This window comes from Serratia marcescens subsp. marcescens ATCC 13880 (assembly GCF_017299535.1).
GTDB lineage: Bacteria > Pseudomonadota > Gammaproteobacteria > Enterobacterales > Enterobacteriaceae > Serratia > Serratia marcescens.
On sequence record NZ_CP071238.1, the window covers coordinates 2,956,285 to 2,973,741 of the forward strand.

Consider the following 17,457-nt stretch of genomic DNA (forward strand, 5'->3'; position numbering starts at 1 on the left):
TTGATAAACCTGCCTTGACGGCACGAGACGCGAAAACCTTGCTATATATAGGCCTTCTTTCGCCGTCGCTTATTAACGCACAATCGCCCAGGCAGGGCAAATATTTCTGCTTGTTATAAAAACAGTAAGTTAGCAACAAACCTGGCGTGGCGGCTGTGAACGCAATCGTTTTCGTATATACTGCCCGCCGATCATCAATCCGCTTACTTTCACCGATCCAGGTACGAAACTATGTTAACGATTGGAACCGCCCTGCGTCCTTCCGCCACCCGCGTCATGTTGCTCGGCTCCGGGGAGCTGGGTAAAGAAGTCGCCATTGAATGCCAGCGCCTCGGCCTGGAAGTGATCGCCGTCGATCGCTATGCCGACGCTCCCGCCATGCATGTGGCGCACCGCAGTCACGTCATCAATATGCTGGACGGTGACGCGCTGAAAGCCGTTATCGAACAAGAGCGGCCGGACTATATCGTTCCCGAAATCGAAGCGATCGCCACCGCCATGCTGGTCGAACTTGAACGTCAGGGCCACCGCGTGGTGCCCTGCGCCGAAGCCACGCGCCTGACCATGAACCGCGAAGGCATCCGCCGTCTGGCGGCGGAAGAACTTGGCCTGCCCACCTCCAGCTACCGCTTTGCCGACAGCGAAGCGACTTTCCGGCAAGCGGTCGAGCACATCGGCTACCCGTGCATCGTCAAACCGGTGATGAGTTCTTCCGGCAAAGGACAAAGCCTGATCCGCACGCCTGAGCAGCTGCAAAGCGCCTGGGATTACGCGCAACAGGGCGGACGCGCCGGCGGCGGCCGGGTGATCGTCGAAGGGTTGGTAAGATTTGATTTTGAAATTACGTTGCTGACCATCAGCGCCGTGGACGGCGTACATTTCTGCGAGCCGATCGGCCATCGTCAGGAAGACGGAGATTATCGCGAATCCTGGCAACCGCAGCGCATGTCAGCCACGGCGTTGAGCCGTGCTCAGGCTATCGCGGAGAAGGTGGTGAAAGCCCTGGGCGGGTTCGGACTGTTCGGCGTGGAGCTGTTCGTCTGCGGCGACGACGTGATCTTCAGCGAAGTGTCTCCGCGGCCGCACGATACCGGCATGGTTACGTTGATCTCACAGGATCTGTCCGAGTTCGCCCTGCACGTTCGCGCGTTTCTCGGGTTGCCGATTGGCGCCATCCGCCAGTTCGGCCCTTCCGCTTCAGCGGTGATCCTGCCGCAGCTCACCAGCAGCGATGTGCGTTTCAGCAGCCTGGAAAATGCGCTGCGCGGGCACAACCAGCTGCGTCTGTTCGGCAAACCGGAGATCGACGGGCAGCGTCGCCTGGGCGTGGCGCTGGCGACGGCGAGCACGACGGAACTGGCGGTGGAGCAAGCGAAACAAGCCGCCGCCGCCGTGGCGGTCAACGGCTGATACTCACGGGGCCGCTTGCGCGGCCCCGATAACGTCAATAGTCTTCGTCTTCTTCAGCATCGTCATCCGGCGACGCCTCCGGTGCGGCCTCATGCTGCTCGTCTTCATCATCGAACAGTACCGCAACCTGAGCGCCCTGATGCTTCTCGCGAATTTCCTGCGCAACGCGAGCAATGGCCTCACCGCTGCTCATGCCCTGCTCCATCAGTTGATGGATGCGATCCGCCGCTTCCTGCTGCTCCGCGTGATTCAGTAATGGCATACCTGCATGCATGTGTCGTTCTCTCCGGCAAAAGGGAGAAGGAGTATACGCGCTAACGCGGCGGATCCCAACGTCTGGTGCCTCAGGCCGGTTGCGAACAGCCGTTATCGTTGCGCCACTGCTTCAGGCGATGCCGCCACAGCATGACATGCCACCCCTGCTTCAGGCCGCGCGCATTGGCGAACATCGCTCTGTCGATGCCGCGCTGATAGAATTCTTCGGTGATCTGACTCTGAGCGGCCGGTTCCGGCTCACGACGAATGCTGTGGCAAATGCCCAGCGCTTCGCGGGTGATTTGCCAATGGAAAGCCGGACGAATGGCGACAGTGCCCGCATAGCGCTGGTTGAGCCGCTCCAGCATTTCGACGATTTTCATATAGTGGCGTTGATACTCCACGTTCGCCTTACCGATGCGGCGACGGTTACTGATCGACTTGTCGTGCACCCGTTGACGGTACAGCGGCGTACTTAAATATTTGACCCGTTTGGCATTAAACATGACTTCCGTCGTCCAGGGAATATCCTGGTGATGTAATCCCGGCTCGAAATAAAGCCGATGCTGGCGAATAAAGTCGAGGCGATATATTGCCAGCCATACAACGTGAATAAACTTTCGCGATTTCAGCGCACGTTCAAACCACTGCACGCCGGTGATAACGTCGGTGGTGCGCAAACGCGCCTCAGGAAAAATCAGCTGCAATTCATCTTGGCTGGTAAAATAGCGTTCGCCATTACATTGCATCACGTCTAATTGATGTTGTTCCGCCTGTTCCAGCAGCGTGGAATACATCTCCGGCGCCAGCAAGTCGTCGGCATCGGGAAACGCCACATATTTGCCTTGGGCAACGGCAAGCCCGGCATTACGCGCGTTAGAAACACCGGCATTGGCCTGATCGATCACACGAATATGCGGATGTACCGCCGCGTAACGGTGTGCGATCTCTCCTGAACCGTCGGTGGAACCATCATTGACGATGATCACCTCCAACCGTTGCTCACGCTGGGCCAGCAGCGAGGCCAGGAAAGGCTCCAATAACTCCCCCGCATTGTGCATCGGGACGATCACGCTCAGCATTAACGACATAGTCAGCTCTTCAATGATAATGTAACAAAATAATAATTTTATTTTTCTAAAAGGCTCATTCGGTCAGCGTACGCTTGGGATAGGCGTGAAACCTGCAAATTCCCGCGGTGACTAATGGGACCGAACCGGCCTTTCTTTCTCAAACCAGCGCCAGAAAAGCGCTGAGTAATTAAGCCATTAATTCCAAAGGGCAGCGACGTTGGCTAAAATCGGGCATAACAACATCTCTCCCGCTTCTAATAACAAGCAGAAATAATAAATTTATGAAATTAACGAATCTTTTTTTATATTTCTCGGGTATTGCGCCCTCGATAAATAGGCTTCCAGTGCATTTGATGTTAAATTTTTAACATATCGAAGTATAATCAATGGCGCAAAAAATGCCTTATTTCAGGTTTATTGAACTGCCGTTTATGTGAACTGTGCTGCATGTCGCGCATGGCAAAACATGCATGACGTGACCGTCTATGGCACACTAGCCGCCAGATATCGCCGTCCTCACAGCCAGGTTTATTGACGTTCATGAGCGTAACCGCCCCAAACATAAAATCTTTGCCCTACAGCCGCCGTGCCCTGATGACGCTTTTCGCCCCGCTTTCATCGCAACCTTGGGCGATGCTGCTGCATTCGGGCTTCGCCGACCATTCGCATAACCGTTTCGATATCCTGGTCGCACAACCGCGCGTTACACTCACCACCCACGGTGCCGGCACGACAATTGAAAGTGACAGCGTCACCATTCAGTCGCAGGAAGATCCGTTCTCCCTGCTGCAGCAGCAACTGGCGGCGCAAGGCTGGCAGCCGGCGTTTAATCCGGACCTGCCGTTTCAGGGCGGAGCTCTGGGGCTGTTCGGCTACGATCTCGGGCGCCGGGTGGAAACCCTGCCGCAGTTGGCCGAAGCCGACCTCGCCTTGCCGGATATGGCAGTCGGCATTTATGACTGGGCAGTGATCGCCGACCACCAATTGCAAACCCTGACGCTGCTCAGCTATGGCGATGTCGAACAGCGCTGGCGCTGGCTCAATAGCCAAACTGCGCCTACAGAACGCCCTTTCACGCTGCTGAGCGACTGGCGCGCCAATATGAGCCGGCGGCAATACGGCGAGAAGTTCCAACGTATTCAGCACTACCTGCGCAGCGGCGACTGTTACCAAATTAATCTGGCACAACGGTTCTCCGCCGACTATCTGGGGGATGAATGGCAGGCGTTCCGCCGCCTGAGCGCCTGCAACCGCGCGCCATTCTCGGCCTTCCTGCGCTTGCCGCACAACAGCGTACTGAGCGTCTCTCCCGAGCGCTTCCTGTGGCTGGAGCAGCAACGCATCCAAACCCGCCCGATCAAGGGCACGCTGCCGCGGTTGGCGGACGCGGAACAGGACGCCGCGCAGGCTCGCCGTTTGGCCGATTCACCCAAGGATCGCGCTGAAAATCTGATGATCGTCGATCTGCTGCGCAACGATATCGGCCGCGTCGCCCAACCAGGCAGCGTACGGGTGCCGGAACTGTTCGCCGTGGAGCCGTTCCCCGCGGTGCATCACCTGGTGAGCACCATCACCGCGACCCTGCCAAACCATACCTCGGCGGCCGAACTGCTGCGCGCCTGCTTTCCCGGCGGTTCGATCACCGGCGCGCCCAAGGTGCGAGCGATGGAAATCATCGAAGAGCTGGAGCCGCAGCGCCGCAACGCCTATTGCGGCAGCATCGGTTACCTGAGCGCCTGCGGCACCATGGACACCAATATCACCATTCGCACGCTCGTCACCGAAAACGGTCGCATCCACTGCTCCGCCGGCGGCGGCATCGTGGCGGACAGCCAGGAGCAGGCGGAATACCAGGAGACCTTCGACAAGGTTGGCCGCATTTTGCCGCAGCTAGGGGAGTATGCCCTGTCGTGATCCCATCGAACTCACCGGCCTCACTGCACGCCTTTATCAGCCGCTTTCAACTGCAGTTGCCGCAGGCGACGCAGATTTCGCACAATGTGCGCCCGGCGGCGGTGCTGATCCCGATCGTCTGCCGCGCCGAGCCGACGCTGCTGTTGACCCGTCGTGCCGACTCGCTGCGCAAACATGCCGGTCAAGTGGCCTTCCCCGGCGGAAAAACCGACGCCGAAGACGGATCGGCGATCGTCACGGCGCTGCGAGAAGCGCAGGAAGAAGTGGCGATACCGCCGCAAGCGGTGACTGTCCTCGGCCAAATGGCGCCGCTCGACAGCAGCACCGGATTTCAGGTTACCCCTATCGTCGGCCTCATCCCGCCGGACGTGCAGTTCCACGCCAATGAAGGCGAAGTGGCGGACGTGTTCGAGATGCCCCTGCGGGAAGCGCTGACCCTGTCGCGTTACTATCCGCTGGATATTCATCGCGCCGGCCATACCCACCGCATCTACCTCTCCTGGTATCACAGCCAGTTTATCTGGGGGCTGACCGCCGCCATCATTCGGCGCCTGGCGCAACAGGTCAGTATTTAGCCCGCATTACGTGATCTGACTCGCAATCTGGCACGGTTGCCTGCCTCCTCGGCGGGTAAAGCGATCGCTATCACTTCATTTGATCGCTTTTTCAACTACCGTTCCGTTTGAATGGTTTTAAAAAAACTGTAAACCCTCTCTTAAACCTTACGAAATACCTGTAAAATACCACCGTCCGAGATAAACCACTGTAGAAACAGGGATTAAGCCGGCGGCGTTCAGCACGGAAAGCTGGCGCGATTACCGCTAATGGAGCTTGGGCGAAAGCGGATACCCCGCACAAGGGTTCGCCCCGGGTAATCAGTAAAAAAAGCGACACCACGGATTATTTAATTTCATGCGAAAAAGGCAGCCGAACCCGCACGGCCCTTTTACAATATCGCTGTTCCCTGCGCGGTTTTTGACCGCCGCAGCCATAACAATACGTCTCTTTAAGGAGTTTTAGCGTGATTAGCGTTTTCGACATGTTTAAGATCGGCATCGGCCCGTCCAGCTCTCATACGGTTGGACCGATGAAAGCCGGCAAACAGTTTGTCGACGATCTGGTAAATAAAGGCCTGATGCCTTCTATCACGCGTGTTGCCGTAGACGTTTACGGCTCACTCTCATTGACCGGCAAAGGTCACCATACCGATATCGCCATCATTCTCGGCCTGGCCGGCAACATGCCGGACACCGTCGATATCGATAGCATTCCGGGTTTTATTCGCGATGTAGAACAACGTCAACGCCTGATGCTGGCCAACGGCCTGCATGAAGTCGATTTCCCTCGCGACGGCGGCATGGTCTTCCGCAGCGACAACCTGCCGCTGCACGAAAACGGCATGCAGATCCACGCCTTCGCCGGCGATAAAGAAGTGTACAGCAAGACCTATTACTCTATCGGCGGCGGTTTCATCGTCGACGAGGAGAATTTCGGCAAGGCCGCCGAGCAAGAACTGCAAATGCCATATCCGTTCAACTCCGCGCGCGAAATGCTCGACCACTGCCGCGAGACCGGCCTGTCGCTGTCCGGCATGGTGATGCAGAACGAACTGGCGCTGCACAGCAAGCAAGAGATCGAGACCTACTTCGGCAACGTGTGGCAAACCATGCGCGCCTGTATCGATCGCGGTCTGAATACCGAAGGCGTACTGCCGGGGCCGCTGCGCGTACCGCGCCGTGCCTCCGCGCTGCGCCGCATGCTGGTGGCGTCGGACAAACTGTCCAGCGATCCGATGAACGTGATCGACTGGGTCAATATGTTCGCGCTGGCGGTTAACGAAGAAAACGCCGCCGGCGGCCGCGTGGTCACTGCGCCAACCAACGGCGCCTGCGGCATCGTGCCTGCGGTGCTGGCTTACTACGATCACTTCATCGAGTCCGTCAGCCCGGATATCTACATCCGCTACTTTATGGCGGCGGGTGCCATCGGCGCGTTGTACAAGATGAACGCCTCCATTTCCGGCGCCGAAGTCGGTTGCCAGGGTGAAGTCGGCGTTGCCTGCTCCATGGCGGCGGCCGGTCTGGCCGAACTGCTGGGCGGCAGCCCTGAGCAGGTCTGTGTGGCGGCGGAAATCGGCATGGAACACAACCTGGGTCTGACCTGTGACCCGGTCGCCGGCCAGGTGCAGGTGCCGTGCATCGAGCGCAACGCCATCGCCTCGGTCAAGGCGATCAACGCCGCCCGCATGGCCCTGCGCCGCACCAGCGAGCCGCGTGTTTCGCTGGATAAGGTGATCGAGACCATGTACGAAACCGGCAAAGACATGAACGCCAAGTACCGCGAAACGTCACGCGGCGGCCTGGCAATCAAGGTGCAATGCGACTGACAGACAACCCCGCCATCCGGCGGGGTTTTTTATGGGTAATCAATTCATTGGCCGCTTTTTGTGACAATGTCACCAGAAAAAATCCTGCATTTCTCTCATCGATCCGGCGGTTAGCCTGCAAATTGACCTTCTGTTTTGCCAAATCGAAATAATTTACTGAGTTACCATCAATCTTGTATAACCTCAGGCTAGAATTAGCCGAGCGCAACTTAAGGATCTATGACCTGACCGTGACTCGGGGCTGGATTACCGAACAAGGATTTACCGGATGTTGATGACCCACCTCGCCGCGTCCCGATATCGTTATTACCGTTGGCTGCTGGCCGGAGCGGTGGGCGCGGCTATTCTGTTGGTATCGCTGTATACCCGTTATTATCAAGAGGTCAAAAGTATCGAGCTGAGCCAACAGACATTGGCCACCCGCACCGTCGGCAAGCTCAACCAGCTGCTGACACCGGCTCAGCTGCAGGCAGAGCGCAGCATGGACATGCTGGACCAGCCCTGCGAGAACGTTTCGTCGACCCTGCGCTTTCGCGCCGCGCAGAATCAGGCGCTACGCGCCATGTTGCTGGTAAAAAACGGCATTATTTACTGCTCCAGCCTGTTTGGTTCCCGTCATTATCAGCTGGCCGCGGTCATGCCGACCTTCGTCAACAGCAACGCCAGGCTGGCGCTGCGCCCCTCGCTGGCGGTGAGCAAAGGCCTGCCCACGCTGGTGATGTGGACGCCATCCTCCCGCGATAAAACCAGTGGCGTGCTGCACGTGTTTAATATCGAGCTGCTGTCCAACTTTTTACTCGAGCCGCAGGAGCCTTACGTTCAGCGCGTGGTGCTGAACGTGGCTGACAGCAGCCTGGAATACGGCCGACGCGAAATCCTGAGCCGCGACACCCTGACCAACGATCTGCGCTACACCGCCGGCTCTGCGCTATACCCGTTCTCGATTTCGCTGTTCGGCCCGCAGATCGGCATGCTGGCGCTTTCCGCACTGCCGCGCCATATCCCGCTGGCGCTGCTGATCAGCCTGTTGGCCGCCTATGTGGTCTATCTGCTCACCGCTAACCGCATGAGCCTGTCTTATCACATCGGCCATGCCATCACCCATCGCGAGTTCCGCGTCTATTGCCAGCCCATCATTCATAGCGACACCGGGCGCTGCGCCGGCGTCGAAATGCTGCTGCGCTGGAAAAAGAAGCGTCAAGGGTGGATCTCCCCCGACGTGTTTATTCCGCTGGCCGAGCAGCATGAGCTGATCATTCCGCTGACCCGTTATCTGATGAACACCGTAACGGAAAATCTGCAGCTGTTCCCGCCGCGACCGTCGTTCTACATCAGCATCAACGTCGCCGCCGAACACTTTAAAACGCTCAACATCATCGACGATATCCGCCGGATTTGGCTGCCGGCGCATCCGATGCCGTCACTGATGCTGGAGCTGACCGAGCGCACCGCGCTGTCGGCGATCCAGCATGACCAGATCCGGACGCTGAAAGACATGGGGATCATGCTGGCCATCGACGATTTCGGCACCGGCCACAGCTCGCTGAGCTACCTGAAGAACCTTAGCCCGGACGTGTTAAAGATCGACCGCGGGTTTACCGCGGCCATCGGCACCGACGCGGTCAACGCCACGGTGACCGATACCATCATTACGCTGGCGCAGCGGCTGAAACTGAAGCTGGTGGCTGAGGGGGTAGAAACGGCGGAACAGGCCGACTATCTGCGCTCACGCGAGGTCAATGCCCTGCAGGGGTATTATTTCGCCAAGCCGATGCCGATCCACGTTTTCCCGCTGTGGTTGCAGCAGTACGAATCGCGCGTGAGGAAAGCGGAAGAGCATCCGCCGGAGGCCTGAGTCTCCGGCGGGTGGGTTACGAATGCGCCGGTTCGTCGAAGACGGCGCGGGTGACACGCACCAACTCGATGCGATAGTCGGAGACCTCGACAATATCGAAGCGCAGGTGGTTCAGTTCAATGGTGTCCCCCACCACCGGCATCTGGCCGTAGTAGGCTAACAGCAGCCCCGCCAGAGTGGCGTAGTCTGCGGTTGGGCTGACCAGGTCGTCACAGGCCAGCGCCTGTTCCAGCGAGTGCAGGTCGGTCCCGCCCTTGACCAGCCAGCCGTCGCCTTCCGCCACGATGTCCGGCGTTTCATCTTCGTCCGGAAACTCGCCGGCGATCGCTTCCAGCACGTCCAGTGGCGTCACCAGCCCCTGCACCACGCCGAACTCGTTGGTGACCACCACCAGGCGCCCTTTGGCGCGGCGCAGCACCGCCAGCAGCTTGATGACATCCATGGTTTCCGGCACCACGATCGGCGGCGTGCGCGCGGCAAACTCGGCGATATCTTCCCCTTGCTCCAGCGCCACCAGCAGATCCTTGGCGCGTACCACGCCGACGATCTCATCCACCGAGTCGCGACACACCGGGAACAGGCTGTGCGGCGTATCCAGCAACTGTGCGCGCACCTCCTCACGGGAGCGCTCGCAGTCGACCCAGGAGATATCCGTGCGCGGCGTCATCACGCTGCGCAATGAGCGCGAGGCCAGCGTCAGCACGCCGCTGATCATATAACGCTCTTCCGCCGCAAAGGTTTCATCCCGCGGCAAGGCGACCTCATCGTCCGCCTGCTGCGCGCGCTGCTGCCCCATCAGGCGCATGATCGCTTCCGCGGTGCGCTCGCGCATCGGGCGACGCGCCTGATGCTTGATGAAGTTGCGACGCGCGATCTGATTGAACAATTCAATCAGGATCGAGAAGCCGATCGCGGCGTACAGATAGCCTTTAGGAATATGCAAGCCGAAGCCTTCGGCGATCAGGCTCAGACCGATCATCAACAGGAAGCTCAGGCACAGCACCACAATGGTCGGGTGCGCGTTGACGAAGTTGGTCAACGGTTTGGACGCCAGCAGCATCACCGCCATCGCGATCACCACCGCCGCCATCATCACCGGCAGATCGTTCACCATGCCTACGGCGGTAATCACCGCATCGAGCGAAAACACCGCGTCCAGGATCACGATTTGCACCACCACCGCCCAGAACTTGGCGTAACCGCGGTTGGCGCCATCCTGGTGCGTCTGCCCTTCCAGCCGTTCATGCAGCTCCATGGTGGCCTTGAACAGCAGGAATACCCCGCCGAACAGCAGGATAAGATCGCGGCCGGAGAAGCTGAAATCGCCGACGCTGAACAGCGGCGTGGTCAGGGTTACCATCCAGGAGATCACCGACAGCAGGCCCAAACGCATCAGCAACGCCAGCGACAGGCCGATGACGCGCGCCTTATCGCGCTGCTTAGGCGGCAGTTTGTCGGCCAAAATGGCGATGAACACCAGGTTGTCGATGCCCAACACGATTTCCAGCACCACCAGCGTAAGCAACCCCGCCCAAATAGAGGGGTCCATTAAAAATTCCATATCAGACTCCAGAGAAAAGTGGGAATGAGCGCACGCCGCTCAAACGTGACGATGCCGCCGCTGCATGGGCGCAGTCGACAATAGCAAAGTGACGGGATGGGATTACCGGGAGATGGCCGAAGGGCCGAACAGCATATGCAACGCCAGCAGGTGGCGGGTGAAACCTGGAAAAACAGTTACTTCGGTGACAGTCCATAGGGAGGGCTGAGGCCCTTCACTCCTTAGTGATGAAAGAGGAAATTACTGTATCAGGATTTTTCTGGGGGACAAAGCGGCTTTTTCAACGGCGGTTTAGGGTGACGCCACGCCATATCGTCTGCGACAGCTAAGATTTCTCCGAGCATTCAATAGCGGAGCAGCGTCACAAAAAATATTTTTTCACTCACTAAAATAAATCTCGCGTTCGTGAAGTATCACGCACAGGCATTTGAAACTGCGTGAGAAATGTTAGGCGTGCGTTTCTTTTTTTCTACCATAATGTATCTGAACCGCGGAAGTGACTGCCAAGACGGCGCGGAGAAACGACACAAACCGCGTCTGGAGTTCAACGAGGAGGTAGCGAGTGGCAATAGCTATTATCATCGGCACACACGGGGCTGCAGCGGAACAACTGCTGAAAACGGCGGAGATGCTATTGGGCGAGCAGGACAACGTCGCCTTTATAGACTTCGTTCCCGGTGAGAATGCCGAAACGTTAATCGTCAAGTACAACGAGAAAATCAGTGGATTGGATACCAGCGGCGGCGTGCTGTTCCTGGTGGATACCTGGGGCGGCAGCCCGTTCAACGCCGCCAGCCGCATTGCGGTCGACAAAGAAAACTATGAGGTCGTCACCGGGGTCAACATCCCGATGCTGGTGGAAACCTTCATGGCGCGGGACGACAACCCCGCTTTCGATGAACTGGTGGCGCTGGCGTTGGAAACCGGCCGAGAAGGCGTGAAAGCGCTGAAAAAACCGCAGGAAGAACCCGCAAAACCCGCAGCGCCCGTCGCCAAAGCCGCTGCCCCTCAGGCGCCGTTGGGGCCGAACGACCACATGAAAATCGGCCTGGCGCGCATCGATGATCGCTTAATCCACGGCCAGGTCGCTACCCGCTGGACCAAAGAGACCAACGTCAGCCGTATTATCGTCGTCAGCGATGAAGTCGCCGCCGACCATGTGCGCAAAACCCTGCTGACTCAGGTTGCCCCGCCGGGCGTCACCGCCCACGTGGTGGACGTGGCGAAGGCTATCCGCGTCTGGAACAACCCCAAATACGCCAACGACCGCGTGATGCTGTTGTTTACCAATCCGACCGACGTCTGGCGTCTGGTGGAGGGCGGCGTGGATATTCAATCCGTCAATATCGGCGGCATGGCGTTCCGCCAGGGGAAAACCCAGGTGAACAACGCCGTTTCCGTCGATGAAAAAGATATCGAAGCGTTTAAGAAACTGAACGATCGCGGTATCGAGCTGGAGGTGCGTAAGGTCTCGTCCGACAGCCGGCTAAAAATGATGGACCTGATTAACAAACTCAATTAGTGGCGCCAGCCGCTGATTATTTTACTCAGAGCTTTTTTGGTCATAGGAGAAGTGCAATGGAGATCACCACTCTTCAGATTGTGCTGATATTTATCGTTGCCTGTATCGCCGGGATGGGTTCCGTCCTCGACGAGTTCCAGTTCCACCGTCCGCTGGTCGCCTGTACCCTGATCGGCTTCATTCTCGGCGATATGAAAACCGGCATCATCATCGGCGGTACGCTGGAAATGATCGCGCTCGGCTGGATGAACATCGGCGCGGCGGTCGCGCCGGATGCCGCCCTGGCGTCCATCATCTCGACCATCCTGGTCATTGCCGGTGGGCAAAGCGTCGGCGCCGGTATCGCCCTGGCCATTCCGCTGGCGGCGGCCGGCCAGGTGTTAACCATCATCGTGCGAACCCTCACCGTGGCCTTCCAGCACGCAGCGGACAGCGCGGCGGAGCGCGGCAGCCTGCGCGCCATTAGCTGGATCCATGTCGGTGCCCTGCTGCTGCAGGCGATGCGTATCGCCATCCCGGCGGTCATCGTCGCCATCTCGGTGGGCACCGCTGGGGTGCACGCCCTGCTCAACTCGATCCCGGAAGTGGTCACCAGCGGCCTGAACATCGCCGGTGGCATGATCGTGGTGGTCGGTTACGCAATGGTGATTAACATGATGCGCGCCGGCTACCTGATGCCGTTCTTCTATCTCGGTTTCGTTACCGCCGCCTTCACCAACTTCAACCTGGTGGCGCTCGGCGTCATCGGCGTGGTGATGGCCGTGCTGTATATCCAGCTCAGCCCGAAATACAACAAGTCTCAGGTTGTCCAGGCCGGCCCGGCTAACGCGAACGATCTCGATAACGAACTCGACTAGGAATAGGTGAGAGAAATGGTTGATACGACTGCTCAAAAGAAACTCACGCCGGCCGATATTCGCGGCGTATTCCTGCGTTCGAACCTGTTCCAGGGTTCATGGAACTTCGAACGCATGCAGGCGCTGGGTTTTTGTTTCTCGATGGTGCCGGTGATCCGTCGCCTGTATCCGGAAAACAATGACGATCGCAAACAGGCGATCAAGCGTCACCTGGAGTTCTTCAACACCCACCCTTACGTGGCGGCGCCGGTGCTCGGCGTGACCATGGCGATGGAAGAGCAACGCGCCAACGGCGCGCCGATCGACGACGCCGCAATCAACGGCATCAAGGTCGGTTTGATGGGGCCTCTAGCGGGCGTCGGTGACCCGATCTTCTGGGGCACCGTGCGGCCGGTATTCGCCGCGCTTGGGGCGGGTATCGCCATGAGCGGCAGCCTGCTTGGACCGATCCTGTTCTTCGTGCTGTTCAACCTGGTGCGCCTGCTGACCCGCTACTACGGCGTGGCCTACGGTTACCGCAAAGGGGTCGATATCGTCAACGACATGGGCGGCGGCTTCCTGCAGAAACTGACGGAAGGAGCGTCCATTCTCGGCCTGTTTGTCATGGGGGCGCTGGTCAACAAGTGGACGCACGTGAATATCCCGCTGGTGGTGTCCAAGATAACCGACCAGACCGGGCATACCAACGTCACCACGGTGCAGACCATCCTCGATCAGCTGATGCCGGGCCTGGTGCCGTTGCTGCTGACCTTCGCCTGTATGTGGCTGCTGCGCAAGAAAGTCAACGCGCTGTGGATCATTATCGGCTTCTTCGTCATTGGCATCTTTGGCTATTGGATTGGCCTGCTGGGCCTGTAATCGTTCGAAACGGCCGGGGGGCAACCCCCGGCTTTTTTATGTGTGGAGCAAGAGATGTCACTGACCGACGCCGTACTGATGCTGTTTATCGCCCTGCTGTTGCTGTATTCGCTGTATGACGAATTCGGCATGGATCTGCTGAAAGGCAAAACGCGGCTCAAAGTGCCGCTCAAACGCCGTAACCGCCTCGACAGCCTGATTTTCGTCGGCCTGATCGCCATTCTGATTTACCGCAATGTCACCGACAACGGCGCGGTATTAACCACCTATCTGCTTATTTCTTTGGCGCTGCTCGCTATCTATGTTTCTTATATTCGCGCGCCCAAAATGGTGTTTAAAGCGCACGGATTTTTCTTCGCCAATGTGTTTGTCGAATATAACCGCATTAAAGCCATGAATTTATCGGAGGACGGCATTCTGGCCGTCGACCTGGAACAGCGCCGGCTGTTGGTTCAGGTGACGCACTTGGACGACCTGGAGAAGATTTACCACTTTTTCATTGATAATCAATAAATAAAGAAAAACTCATTTTACTTTCGCTCAAACCTTGCGCTGCTTATGGATAATTAATCGGCAGCGCCATTTCCTTTCTGACTATTATTTCCGCAACATTGTTACCCGCGCCTACATTATATTCCCCCATGAACTCAGATTAATGAAAACGAGTCTCAATTAAGAACAAAAACCACACCAGAATAAAGTTGTCGGCACCGGAAATAATATGGTATGGTTGCGCCGTCATTGGGGAGTAGCCGGTTTCTGGAGAATAAAAACCAGAAACGCCCGTATCAACATACTCGTTTCGCCGTATGAAACGTGGTGCGGGCAGCCAGGTAAGGTTGGCGAGACCATAGACACGTAACTCCGTCGTTTGGTTGGGGGTGGGTTACGTGTATATGGAGCCACCCGGCCGAGGCTATTTCACATGAACCTTTCAGCAACGCTTATTCTCGCTTTCGGCATGTCCATGGATGCTTTCGCCGCTTCGATCGGCAAAGGTGCCAGTCTGCATCAACCGCGCTTTCGCGAAGCGATCCGCACCGGCCTGATCTTCGGCGTGGTCGAAGCGATCACCCCGCTCATCGGTTGGGCCATCGGCCTGTTCGCCAGCCAATACATCATGGAATGGGATCACTGGGTCGCCTTCTCGCTGCTGTTTATTCTCGGCATGCGCATGATCGTCGAAGGGGTGCGCAACAGGCCCGACGAAGAAGAGAAGGTCAAACGTCATGGTTTCTGGTTGCTGGTGGCCACCGCCATCGCCACCAGCCTCGACGCCATGGCGATCGGCGTCGGTCTGGCCTTCCTGCAGGTGAACATCGTGCACACCGCGATGGCCATCGGCTGCGCCACCATGATCATGGCGACCCTGGGCATGATGATCGGCCGCTTTATCGGCCCACTGCTGGGCAAACGCGCCGAAATCCTCGGCGGCGTGGTGTTGATCGGTATCGGCGTCAACATCCTGCTGGAGCACCTCGGCTACCTGGCCTGAGGCGACCGCACTGCAAAAAAACCTGCCGCGGCAGGTTTTTTTGTTTCTGAGTTCAACGCCCCTTAAGCGCGACGTCGGTACAACGCCAGCACGAAATCCGTCTCGCACACAAACTCGCCGCCCTCGGCCAACCGCTGTTGCACCTCCGGCGTAGCGCGCCAGGCGAACGGCGTCATCTGCAGCAGATTGGCGGCCTGCGCGCCCGGTAGGGTCATCGTATAGGCCAGCGCCTCTTTGCGCTCGCAGTCGAATCCGTCGAACTGTTCATCCTGTTCGGCATGCAGCTGCACCTGCTGGTACACCTGCTCTTTCAGCTGGTACAGATGACGCGGGCCCGGCGACACCGTCAGCACCACGCCGCCCGGCTTCACTACTCGCGCCAGCTCCTCCGCCTTGCAGGGTGCATAAATGCGCAAGACCGCATCCAGCGCCCCGTCGGCGAACGGCAAACGGTGACTGGAGGCAACGCAGAACGAGACCGCCGGATAACGTTTAGCGGCATAGCGGATCGCCACCTTGGCGACATCCAGCCCATAGACCGCCATAGTGCGCTCCTGCGCCAGCCTGGCGGCCACGGCGGCGGTGTAATACCCTTCCCCACAGCCGATGTCCAATAACGTGCCTGCATCGGCCGCCAGCGCCAAATCCAGCCACTCGGCCACCTGCGCTTGCAACGGCTGATAATATCCACCGTCGAGAAACGCTCGCCGCGCCTGCATCATTTCCGCGCTGTCTCCCGGCTGCTTCGATCGTTTGTGCTGCACCGGCAGCAGATTCACGTAGCCTTCTTTGGCTTGATCGAACTGATGATTGCCGTCACAACGCCAGTGTTGTGATGAAAAATACAGCGGTTGATGACACAGAGGGCATTGATAAGACATGAATGGGCTTCCAGAAAGACAGGGCGCGGCTAGTCTAAAGAAGGCGTCGGCTTGATGCAAGGCGCATCCCCGCTCGCTTTCGCCGCCAACAACACCTGGCCAAGCGGGGAAAAAGCTGGCTACACTGAGAGTCTGTTTTCTCACGCAGGTGAACATAACTTATGAGCGATCGTTCCGCGCTGCTCGATGCGGTGCCCCATATTCAGCACGGCTTCGGCAGCAAACTCGCGCTGCTACCCGGGCACCTGCTGCCCTACAGCGCCACATTGCCGGAAAAGAAGCAGGTGCACGGCACCCGCATCGTCGACGTGCTGCAGCCGGCGCAGGCGTGCGGTGAAGCCGATGGTTTCTACACTCGCCAGCCCGGCATTCTGCTCAGCGTACTGACGGCGGATTGCCTGCCGGTGCTGTTCAGCCGCCGTGACGGCGGCGCCATCGCAGCGGTTCACGCCGGCTGGCGCGGACTGCTTGACGGTATTCTGGAACAGATGGCAGCGCGCATTCGCCAGGACGGCGGCACCGCCGATTGGGTCGTCTCCATCGGCCCCGCCGCCGGCCCGTGCTGCTACGAAGTCGATGAAGCGCTGGTGGAAAGTTTTAAACAGCGCCTGCCGCTGCCCGCCACGCTGATCAGCCCGCATTACCGGCATCTGGATCTGGCCGCAATTGCCGAATACAAGCTGGCGGCGCTCGGCTTCGCCGCCGTTGACCGCGCCGGCAGTTGCACCATCTGCACGCCGGACGTCGACCCGCAGCGGCCGCAGCGGTTCAAATACACCAGCTATCGCCGCAACAGCCACCGGCGCGCGCAGGATCCGACGCATCCGGGGATCAAAGGCCGCAACCAGTACGCCGGCATCATCATCGCCGCCGGATGACGGAAACGAAAAAGCCCGCGCGAAGGCGGGCTTTTTGTACAGCTGACGCTGATTAGATAGCAGTAACGTTTACTGCAGATGGGCCTTTCTGGCCATCTTGGATTTCGAACTCAACGTTCTGGCCTTCAGCCAGGGTTTTGAAGCCGTTACCCTGGATTGCAGAGAAGTGTACGAACACGTCTTTGCTGCCGTCAGCCGGGGTGATGAAACCGAAACCTTTAGACTCGTTGAACCACTTAACTTGACCTTTGATCTTTGCCATCTTGAGTATTTCCTTTGGATTGTTTAAACCGCCCGAGGGCGTTACATAGACAAACTAGAGTCGTTACTGCTTGAGGCACTAAGATAAGGATCGGCAGAGAAGCGGTATTCAACGCTAACGTCTTTACTCAGAACTTCTTTACTGAAAATGCCACACATATACAGAACTGTACCTCGTTTTACCCAGATGCGTTATCACATACTCTGTATGCGATGGCAAGCCATTTTTAATCACTGAACGACATGTCGCA

General features: G+C 58.1%; 17 protein-coding genes and 1 riboswitch. Of the genes, 11 read left to right on the plus strand and 6 right to left on the minus strand.

The genetic code is table 11. The annotated features are described in order from the left end of the window. Positions 1 to 231: 231 nt before the first annotated feature. The gene (gene purT, locus J0F90_RS14125; protein WP_033640083.1) at positions 232 to 1,410 is read left to right on the plus strand and encodes a formate-dependent phosphoribosylglycinamide formyltransferase; all 1,179 of its coding nucleotides are present in this window, start codon (positions 232 to 234) and stop codon (positions 1,408 to 1,410) included. Between the two features lie 34 nt (positions 1,411 to 1,444). On the opposite strand, the gene J0F90_RS14130 is transcribed toward purT, so the two are convergent. Next, complete coding sequence (locus J0F90_RS14130) at positions 1,445 to 1,684, minus strand: YoaH family protein (protein WP_033640082.1); 240 nt, start codon at positions 1,682 to 1,684, stop codon at positions 1,445 to 1,447. Positions 1,685 to 1,754: 70 nt separating this feature from the next. Beyond that, the gene (locus J0F90_RS14135; protein WP_028127489.1) at positions 1,755 to 2,756 is read right to left on the minus strand and encodes a glycosyltransferase; all 1,002 of its coding nucleotides are present in this window, start codon (positions 2,754 to 2,756) and stop codon (positions 1,755 to 1,757) included. A 522-nt stretch (positions 2,757 to 3,278) separates the two neighbouring features. Here J0F90_RS14135 and pabB point away from each other — a divergent pair. The 4 genes from pabB (at position 3,279) to J0F90_RS14155 (ending at position 8,893) form a co-directional block, all read left to right on the plus strand. After that, positions 3,279 to 4,652, plus strand: coding sequence for an aminodeoxychorismate synthase component 1 (gene pabB / locus J0F90_RS14140; protein WP_033641398.1), 1,374 nt, complete (start codon positions 3,279 to 3,281; stop codon positions 4,650 to 4,652). Continuing rightward, complete coding sequence (locus J0F90_RS14145) at positions 4,649 to 5,227, plus strand: CoA pyrophosphatase (protein WP_033640081.1); 579 nt, start codon at positions 4,649 to 4,651, stop codon at positions 5,225 to 5,227. Before pabB ends, J0F90_RS14145 begins: the two co-directional genes overlap by 4 nt. Positions 5,228 to 5,673: 446 nt before the next feature. Beyond that, entirely contained in the window at positions 5,674 to 7,038 is a 1,365-nt protein-coding gene (gene sdaA / locus J0F90_RS14150) for an L-serine ammonia-lyase (RefSeq protein WP_004927589.1), read from the plus strand. Between the two features lie 268 nt (positions 7,039 to 7,306). After that, entirely contained in the window at positions 7,307 to 8,893 is a 1,587-nt protein-coding gene (locus J0F90_RS14155; RefSeq protein ID WP_033640080.1) for an EAL domain-containing protein, read from the plus strand. A gap of 16 nt (positions 8,894 to 8,909) precedes the next feature. Here J0F90_RS14155 and J0F90_RS14160 read toward each other — a convergent pair whose 3' ends face one another. Beyond that, positions 8,910 to 10,454 (minus strand): TerC family protein, encoded by a 1,545-nt coding sequence (locus tag J0F90_RS14160; protein ID WP_033640079.1) that lies wholly within the window; start codon positions 10,452 to 10,454, stop codon positions 8,910 to 8,912. A gap of 562 nt (positions 10,455 to 11,016) precedes the next feature. Here J0F90_RS14160 and manX point away from each other — a divergent pair. The 5 genes from manX to mntP all read left to right on the plus strand — a co-directional run bounded on the left by manX (position 11,017) and on the right by mntP (position 15,186). Beyond that, a complete protein-coding gene (gene manX, locus J0F90_RS14165) occupies positions 11,017 to 11,976 on the plus strand; it encodes a PTS mannose transporter subunit IIAB (protein ID WP_004927601.1) in 960 nt (319 codons plus the stop codon). A gap of 56 nt (positions 11,977 to 12,032) precedes the next feature. Then, complete coding sequence (locus tag J0F90_RS14170; RefSeq protein ID WP_015378156.1) at positions 12,033 to 12,833, plus strand: PTS mannose/fructose/sorbose transporter subunit IIC; 801 nt, start codon at positions 12,033 to 12,035, stop codon at positions 12,831 to 12,833. A 15-nt stretch (positions 12,834 to 12,848) separates the two neighbouring features. Further along, entirely contained in the window at positions 12,849 to 13,691 is an 843-nt protein-coding gene (locus tag J0F90_RS14175) for a PTS mannose transporter subunit IID (protein WP_015378157.1), read from the plus strand. A gap of 54 nt (positions 13,692 to 13,745) precedes the next feature. Further along, positions 13,746 to 14,204 carry a DUF986 family protein gene (locus J0F90_RS14180; protein ID WP_016927403.1) on the plus strand — a complete coding sequence of 153 codons (459 nt, stop codon included), beginning with the start codon at positions 13,746 to 13,748 and terminating at the stop codon, positions 14,202 to 14,204. A gap of 218 nt (positions 14,205 to 14,422) precedes the next feature. Further along, positions 14,423 to 14,605: riboswitch (yybP-ykoY riboswitch) on the plus strand. Positions 14,606 to 14,616: 11 nt separating this feature from the next. After that, a complete protein-coding gene (gene mntP, locus J0F90_RS14185; RefSeq protein WP_025159822.1) occupies positions 14,617 to 15,186 on the plus strand; it encodes a manganese efflux pump MntP in 570 nt (189 codons plus the stop codon). Between the two features lie 62 nt (positions 15,187 to 15,248). Here mntP and rlmA read toward each other — a convergent pair whose 3' ends face one another. Next, complete coding sequence (rlmA, locus tag J0F90_RS14190) at positions 15,249 to 16,067, minus strand: 23S rRNA (guanine(745)-N(1))-methyltransferase (protein ID WP_033640078.1); 819 nt, start codon at positions 16,065 to 16,067, stop codon at positions 15,249 to 15,251. A gap of 161 nt (positions 16,068 to 16,228) precedes the next feature. Here rlmA and pgeF point away from each other — a divergent pair, with 161 nt between their 5' ends. After that, on the plus strand, positions 16,229 to 16,945 hold the full coding sequence (gene pgeF, locus J0F90_RS14195; RefSeq protein ID WP_033640077.1) for a peptidoglycan editing factor PgeF: 717 nt from the start codon (positions 16,229 to 16,231) through the stop codon (positions 16,943 to 16,945). Positions 16,946 to 16,997: 52 nt separating this feature from the next. On the opposite strand, the gene cspE is transcribed toward pgeF, so the two are convergent. Further along, the gene (gene cspE, locus J0F90_RS14200) at positions 16,998 to 17,207 is read right to left on the minus strand and encodes a transcription antiterminator/RNA stability regulator CspE (RefSeq protein WP_002221949.1); all 210 of its coding nucleotides are present in this window, start codon (positions 17,205 to 17,207) and stop codon (positions 16,998 to 17,000) included. Between the two features lie 41 nt (positions 17,208 to 17,248). Further along, complete coding sequence (locus J0F90_RS14205) at positions 17,249 to 17,365, minus strand: DUF2627 domain-containing protein (RefSeq protein ID WP_002211058.1); 117 nt, start codon at positions 17,363 to 17,365, stop codon at positions 17,249 to 17,251. Positions 17,366 to 17,457: the final 92 nt, after the last annotated feature.